The organism is Fusobacterium sp. (assembly GCF_029258315.1).
GTDB lineage: Bacteria > Fusobacteriota > Fusobacteriia > Fusobacteriales > Fusobacteriaceae > Fusobacterium_B.
Map to the genome: position 1 here is coordinate 1 of NZ_JARHZE010000043.1, position 6,066 is coordinate 6,066.

The 6,066-nt window shown below is 29.5% G+C and carries 5 protein-coding genes; 1 reads left to right on the forward strand and 4 read right to left on the reverse strand.

Going from position 1 to position 6,066, the window contains the following annotated elements:
- Positions 1-14: 14 nt before the first annotated feature.
- Genes efp through Q1J48_RS03270 form a run of 3 tightly spaced genes read right to left on the reverse strand, consistent with a single transcriptional unit; the run spans position 15 to position 2,720 of the window.
- Positions 15-578: an elongation factor P gene (gene efp / locus Q1J48_RS03260; protein WP_300328739.1), complete on the reverse strand. Its 564-nt coding sequence runs from the start codon at positions 576-578 to the stop codon at positions 15-17.
- Between the two features lie 11 nt (positions 579-589).
- The gene (gene earP, locus Q1J48_RS03265) at positions 590-1,753 is read right to left on the reverse strand and encodes an elongation factor P maturation arginine rhamnosyltransferase EarP (RefSeq protein ID WP_300361193.1); all 1,164 of its coding nucleotides are present in this window, start codon (positions 1,751-1,753) and stop codon (positions 590-592) included.
- Positions 1,740-2,720 (reverse strand): NADH:flavin oxidoreductase, encoded by a 981-nt coding sequence (locus Q1J48_RS03270; RefSeq protein ID WP_300328735.1) that lies wholly within the window; start codon positions 2,718-2,720, stop codon positions 1,740-1,742. The genes earP and Q1J48_RS03270 overlap by 14 nt, the downstream gene beginning before the upstream one ends.
- A 533-nt stretch (positions 2,721-3,253) precedes the next feature.
- Here Q1J48_RS03270 and Q1J48_RS03275 point away from each other — a divergent pair.
- Positions 3,254-4,861 (forward strand): ABC-F family ATP-binding cassette domain-containing protein, encoded by a 1,608-nt coding sequence (locus Q1J48_RS03275; RefSeq protein WP_300361195.1) that lies wholly within the window; start codon positions 3,254-3,256, stop codon positions 4,859-4,861.
- Positions 4,862-4,953: 92 nt separating this feature from the next.
- Here the strand turns inward: Q1J48_RS03275 and Q1J48_RS03280 are convergent, their stop codons facing one another.
- Complete coding sequence (locus Q1J48_RS03280; protein ID WP_300361198.1) at positions 4,954-5,799, reverse strand: DUF3427 domain-containing protein; 846 nt, start codon at positions 5,797-5,799, stop codon at positions 4,954-4,956.
- Positions 5,800-6,066: the final 267 nt, after the last annotated feature.

The window sequence follows — 6,066 nt, forward strand, 5'->3', positions numbered from 1 at the left end:
TTTAAAAATAACTATTATTTTTTGATTCTTTCTACGTATTCGTCAGTTCTTGTATCTATTTTGATCCATTCTCCTTGTTCTACGAATAAAGGAACTTGAACCTCAAATCCAGTGTTTAATTTAGCTGGTTTTAAAACTTTACCAGTAGTATCTCCTCTTAATCCTGGCTCAGTGTATTCGATTTGTCTTTCAACGAATGTAGGTAATTCAACTGCAACTGGAGTAGATTCGTAGTAAACAACTTCAACTTCCATTTCTTCTTCTAAGTAGTTTAAAGCGCTTCCTAAATCTTCAGCTGATAATTCGATTTGGTCCCAAGTTTCTGGGTTAGAGAAGATGTAGTTAGTTCCATCGTTGTAAGAGTAGATGCATTTAACTTTGTCTAATCTGATGTCGTCCATTTTCTCGTCAGCTTTTAAAACTGTATCAACAATGTTTCCAGCGATTAAGTTTTTCATTTTTAATTTCATAACTGCTGCGTTTCTTCCTGATTTGTTGTACTCAGCTTTTAAAACGATGAATGGGTCGTTTCCTATTTTAATAGTTGTTCCTTGTCTTAATTCTTGAGCAAATTTCATTTTGTCCCCCTTTAAATTTCTTTTATATATTTATATAATTTTTTTGTTAGATTGCAATTTTCTATTAAAAACTGGCTATACTTCTCACATATTCTTTTTATAGTGTCAAACTCTTGGAAGAATACTTGGTAATCCTCTTTCCCCTTTTCAAAAGAATTAGTTTCCCTGTCGTTATAGTCCTCTAATAGTTTAAAATATCTGTCCATAACCTCATTTTCTTTATCATCTAAAGAAACGCTCTCTCTAAATCTATCTAAGAAAGCTCTAAGTTTTACCATATGGAACTTTTCATCTTGTAAATAGATATGCCATAAAAATGGTTTTCCAACAAGGATAGCTCTTACGATAGAGTCCTCTCCCCTTGTGAAATTAAAATCCACGGCAGATATAATGCTATCATACTCCTCTTGAGAAAAGAATTTGGCATTATACAGATATATTTTACCATATTTTTTTAAATTTATATAGTCCTCTGTTGAATTTTTTTCAAAAAATTTTTCAAAACTCTTTTGAGTCTTCTCTCCCATCAAGATTAAAAATGTCTCTTCCTCTTGATTATTTAAAGTTTCCAAAAGGTTATCAAAGTTTTTCTCATAAGAAAATACTGTTCCAACCCTTTTATTTGTAAAATCTAAGTATGGGAAATACTGTCTTAGCACCTCTTCCTTATGACTTTTACTATAATCTTTATTCTCTAAAAACTCTGTGTCCATTAAGATACCACCACTTTTTTCTGAAAAGCCTGGCATATAAAATATCTTCTTTAAAGTCTTAGAGTCTATAATTGACTCGTTCAAATGAAAGTCCTCAACCCATTCCTCTCCAGAAAGATATTCTAAATTTATCCAAAGTTTTGATTGTTTTTTTGCTACTTCTATATATTCATCAAAGATATTGCAACCAAAAGCCTCAATTATTATATCAGAAACTCCATATTGAGAAAAGTTTTTTTTGAAAAACTCCTCATAAATATATAGAACTCCGTTGATATTTTGATGATTTATCTTTTGTGCAAAGGGATTTATCCTAGTAAGTTCATCCAATTTATTTAGTATAACCCTTACCCTAGCCTTAGGATATAGATTTTTTATCTCCTTTGAAAATCTATATACAACCCCAATATCTCCATAGTTATCAATTACATCACAAAATATATCTATACTATTTGGTATCATTTTTAACCCTCTTTAAATATGCCTTTCTTGTCTTAACCATCCACTTATTAGTAAATATCATAGCTCTACCAACTGCCACCATATCCAAAAGATTATTTTCTATAAGGTAGCTCACCTGCTCCTCTGTCCTTATATTTCTAACCCCTATCACTGGTATATGAAGATGTTTTTTTATCTCAACCCCCATATAGATAACCCAGTCAAGTTTAAAATCTTTTTCCTCTGGATAATTTTCTGGGAAGTTGTCAATCTTAGCTGGTTGTCTAAATCTCTCTTCTGGGATACCACTTGAAATATGGATAAGGTCAAGCCCTAAATCTTGAAGATAGATAGCTATTTTTGTACTGTCCTCAAGGGTAGGCTCATTTCCACCAAGTCTGTAACCTAAAATAAAATTATCATCAAAAAGCTCTCTAGTCCTTTCAATCAAAGTTTTATTAAAGTACATTCTTCTTTCAAAATCTCCCCCATACTTATCGTTTCTTGTGTTCCAAAGTCTTGAGTTAAGTTGTGATAAAAGATAAGTGTGAGCTCCGTGTATCTCTATTCCGTCAAATCCAGCTTTTTTTGCTCTATGAAATGCTATTACAAATTTATCTAAGATTTCATCAAGGATTTTTTCATCAACATCTTTTATATTTTTTCCAAAACCAGCGTGATGAATCTGTATAAGCATTGGTATCTTATATTTTTTTCCTATTTTAGCTATCTTACTAAGTCCTTCTATAAAACTGTCGTCCCAAATCCCAAGTTGATTTTCTCTAAGTTTTCCGTCAGCACTTACACAGGTAGCCTCAACGATTATCATTCCAACTCCGTCCCTTGCTATGCTCTCATACCAATCTAGGAGCTTATCTGTTACATACCCGTCGTCCTCTATCATAGAAAATCTTACAAGAGGGGGTAATACTATTCTATTTTGTATAAGAATATTTTTTATTTTAATCGGTGTTAATATATTATTCATCTACCTTTCCCCCTAAGATTTATTTATAGGGAAGATTCCCTATAATTTTATAGTGTATTTTAATTTTTTTATTAATTTCTTTTTTTATGGGGAAGATTATTCCCTACTATTTTTTAAATATTATTTTAAAATCTTTCCTTATTTTATTAAGTTTTTTATTTTCTTTTGCCTTCTAAAAAGTATTTATTTTTTTACTCTATTTAAAGATTTAAACTTACTTTTTATTAAACTTTCTTTATTTCTTATAAGGAAACTTCCCTACAATATACAAAATTTTTTTACTACCTTATTATATAGTAATTTTTATGGGGAAGAATTTTCCCCAATAATTTTTCCCTCTACCTTATAATCATATTTTTATAAGTATTAAAGGGATTAGCCAAAATTTACATATAAAACATAGGCTTATATAATACCATTAAATTTTAATATCAGCAAGATTTTTTTTGTTTTTAACAAAATATATTTTATTTTTTTATTCTTTATGATATAATAGAGCGAATGATTAAATTTTTATAGGAGGAAAATAATAAATGATATCTACAAGTAATCTATCAATGAGATTTCCAGACAAGAAACTTTTTGAAGATGTTAATATTAAGTTCACACCTGGAAATTGCTACGGATTAATTGGAGCTAATGGTGCTGGAAAATCTACTTTTGTTAAAATTCTTTCTGGAGTAATCACTCCAACTGAGGGAGAGGTTATATTAGACAAGAATAAGAGAATGGCTGTTTTATCTCAAAACCACTTCGCTTTTGAAGATTCAAAAGTTATGGACGTTGTTCTTATGGGACACAAAAGATTATGGGATATAATCGTTGAGAAAAATGCTATCTATGCTAAAGAAGATTTTACTGAAGAGGACGGAATGAGAGCTGCAGATCTTGAGGGAGAGTTTGCAGAGTTAAATGGTTGGGACGCTGAGTCTGAGGCTGCTACTTTACTTACTGGTCTTGGAATAAAAGCTGATCTTCACGATTCATTTATGCGTGATCTTGAAGAGCCAATAAAAGTTAAGGTTTTACTTGCTCAAGCATTATTCGGACACCCTGATGTTTTACTTCTTGACGAGCCTACTAACGGACTTGATATTAAAGCTGTTGCTTGGCTTGAAAACTTCTTAATGGGACTAGATGATACTACTGTTATAGTTGTTTCTCACGACAGACACTTCTTAAACAAAGTATGTACTCATATAGCTGATATTGACTATGGAAAAATTAAAATGTTCGTTGGAAACTACGACTTCTGGTATGAGTCAAGCCAACTTATGTTAAGTTTAATTTCTAATAAAAATAAAAAGCTTGAACAAAAAAGACAAGAGTTACAAGAATTCATCGCTAGATTCTCTGCTAACGCTGCTAAATCTAAACAAGCTACTTCAAGAAAGAAACAACTTGAAAAATTACAACTTGAGGATATGCAAGTTTCTAACAGAAAATATCCATTTATCGAGTTTAAACCAGATAGAGAAGCTGGAAACAATATGTTAAAAGTTGAAAATATTTCTAAAACAGTAAACGGTGTTGAAATATTTAAAGATCTATCTTTCACAATAAATACTGGAGATAAAGTTGTTATTATCTCTGACAACGATATCTTAAAAACAACTCTTTTATCAGTACTTGCTGGAGATATTGAGCCAGATACTGGAAGCGTTACTTGGGGAGTTACAGTAACTCACGCTTATATGCCTAAAGATAACTCAGCTTTCTTCGATAATGCTGATTATGATTTAGTTGAGTGGTTAAGACCTTACTCACCTGACCAACACGATTCTTTTGTAAGAGGATTCCTAGGAAGAATGTTATTCACTGGGGAAGAGTCACTTAAAAAAGCTAAAGTTTTATCTGGAGGAGAAAAAGTTAGATGTATGTTATCAAGAATGATGATGTCTGGAGCTAATGCTTTATTATTCGATAACCCTACTGACCACTTAGACCTAGAGTCTATCACTTCTTTAAACAAAGCTCTTATTAAATTCCCTGGAACAATAGTTTTTGCTGGACACGACCACGAGTTCATCCAAACTGTTGCTAATAGAATTATTGAAATATTACCAGATGGAACTATCGTTGATAAGTTAATGTCTTACGACGACTATATCCAAATGAAAATAGACCAAGATAATAACTAATAAAGTTAAAGGCTACATTTTTATGTGTAGCCTTTTTTATTTATATTTTTATCACACCTTATGGGGAAAATTCTTCCCCATACTCTTTTTATTTACCTAGTTTTTAAAATGTTTTCTCTATGATATTTCATATATTTTTTTTGATCCTCTTTTAAATTTATTTTTAAATTTTCATTAATATTTAAACTTAATATATCATTTTTACTTAAAACACCTGAAATGATAACTTTTCCTTTATCATCAAAAGAAATAAATCCTTTATCAAATAATGAATCGTGAAGAGGACACAATAACAAAACATTATTTAAATCCAATCTTTCTTGTGAAGTTGATTTACTCCAAGGTTTAATATGACTAGCTATTAACAATTCTTCTCTTTTTACATCACATAGTTGACATTTTTTTTCATTATTTAATAAAATCTCTTTTAATTTTGAATGCCCAATTCTGCTCTTTATAATACTTTCTTTCTCTGTAATGGAAATATTTTCTAGATCCTCTATTTTTTTAATGTTTTCATCTTTTAGTGATTCTAAATTTCTTTTCTCATAATCAAAATATATTCTTACTGGGCTTTCATCAAAATACTTTATGCATTTTCCTAATCCTATATAAGTAAATTGAGGTTTATCATTATATCTTATAAAAATATATACTTTTATATCATTATTTATTATTCTTTTTATAAGAGGTTGATTTATTTGACTATTTGTTTTACCATACCATTCTAAAATATCATTTTCTAAAAATCTATTATGATAATTATGTCCTGTTCTCCCTGCTCCATCAATAGTTGCAAAAATATATAACTCATCATTAAAAGTAGTATAACCTGTTGTCCATTTTCCTCCTTTTGTAGAAGTACCTAATATTTCTCCAATATCTTTTCTTGTATAAACTTTATTAAGTTTATATATCTGACAATCATTCTCTAGCATATTCACCTAAAACTCCTTCTAAAAATTTTTTATAATAAATTTAATACTTTATTAATATCAACGTTAAAAATATATTTATTTTAATTCCTACTATGATTATATCACGATTATCTAAAAAATATAAATCTTATACTACAATCATTAGTAAAATTTCTAATAATTTTCTTTTTTTAAAAGGAAAAATTTTGTATAATAGACAAAAGCTCACGATAATTTTAACTTATAAAGGAGGGAACATATGGCTTTTGATATTGATACTTATAACAA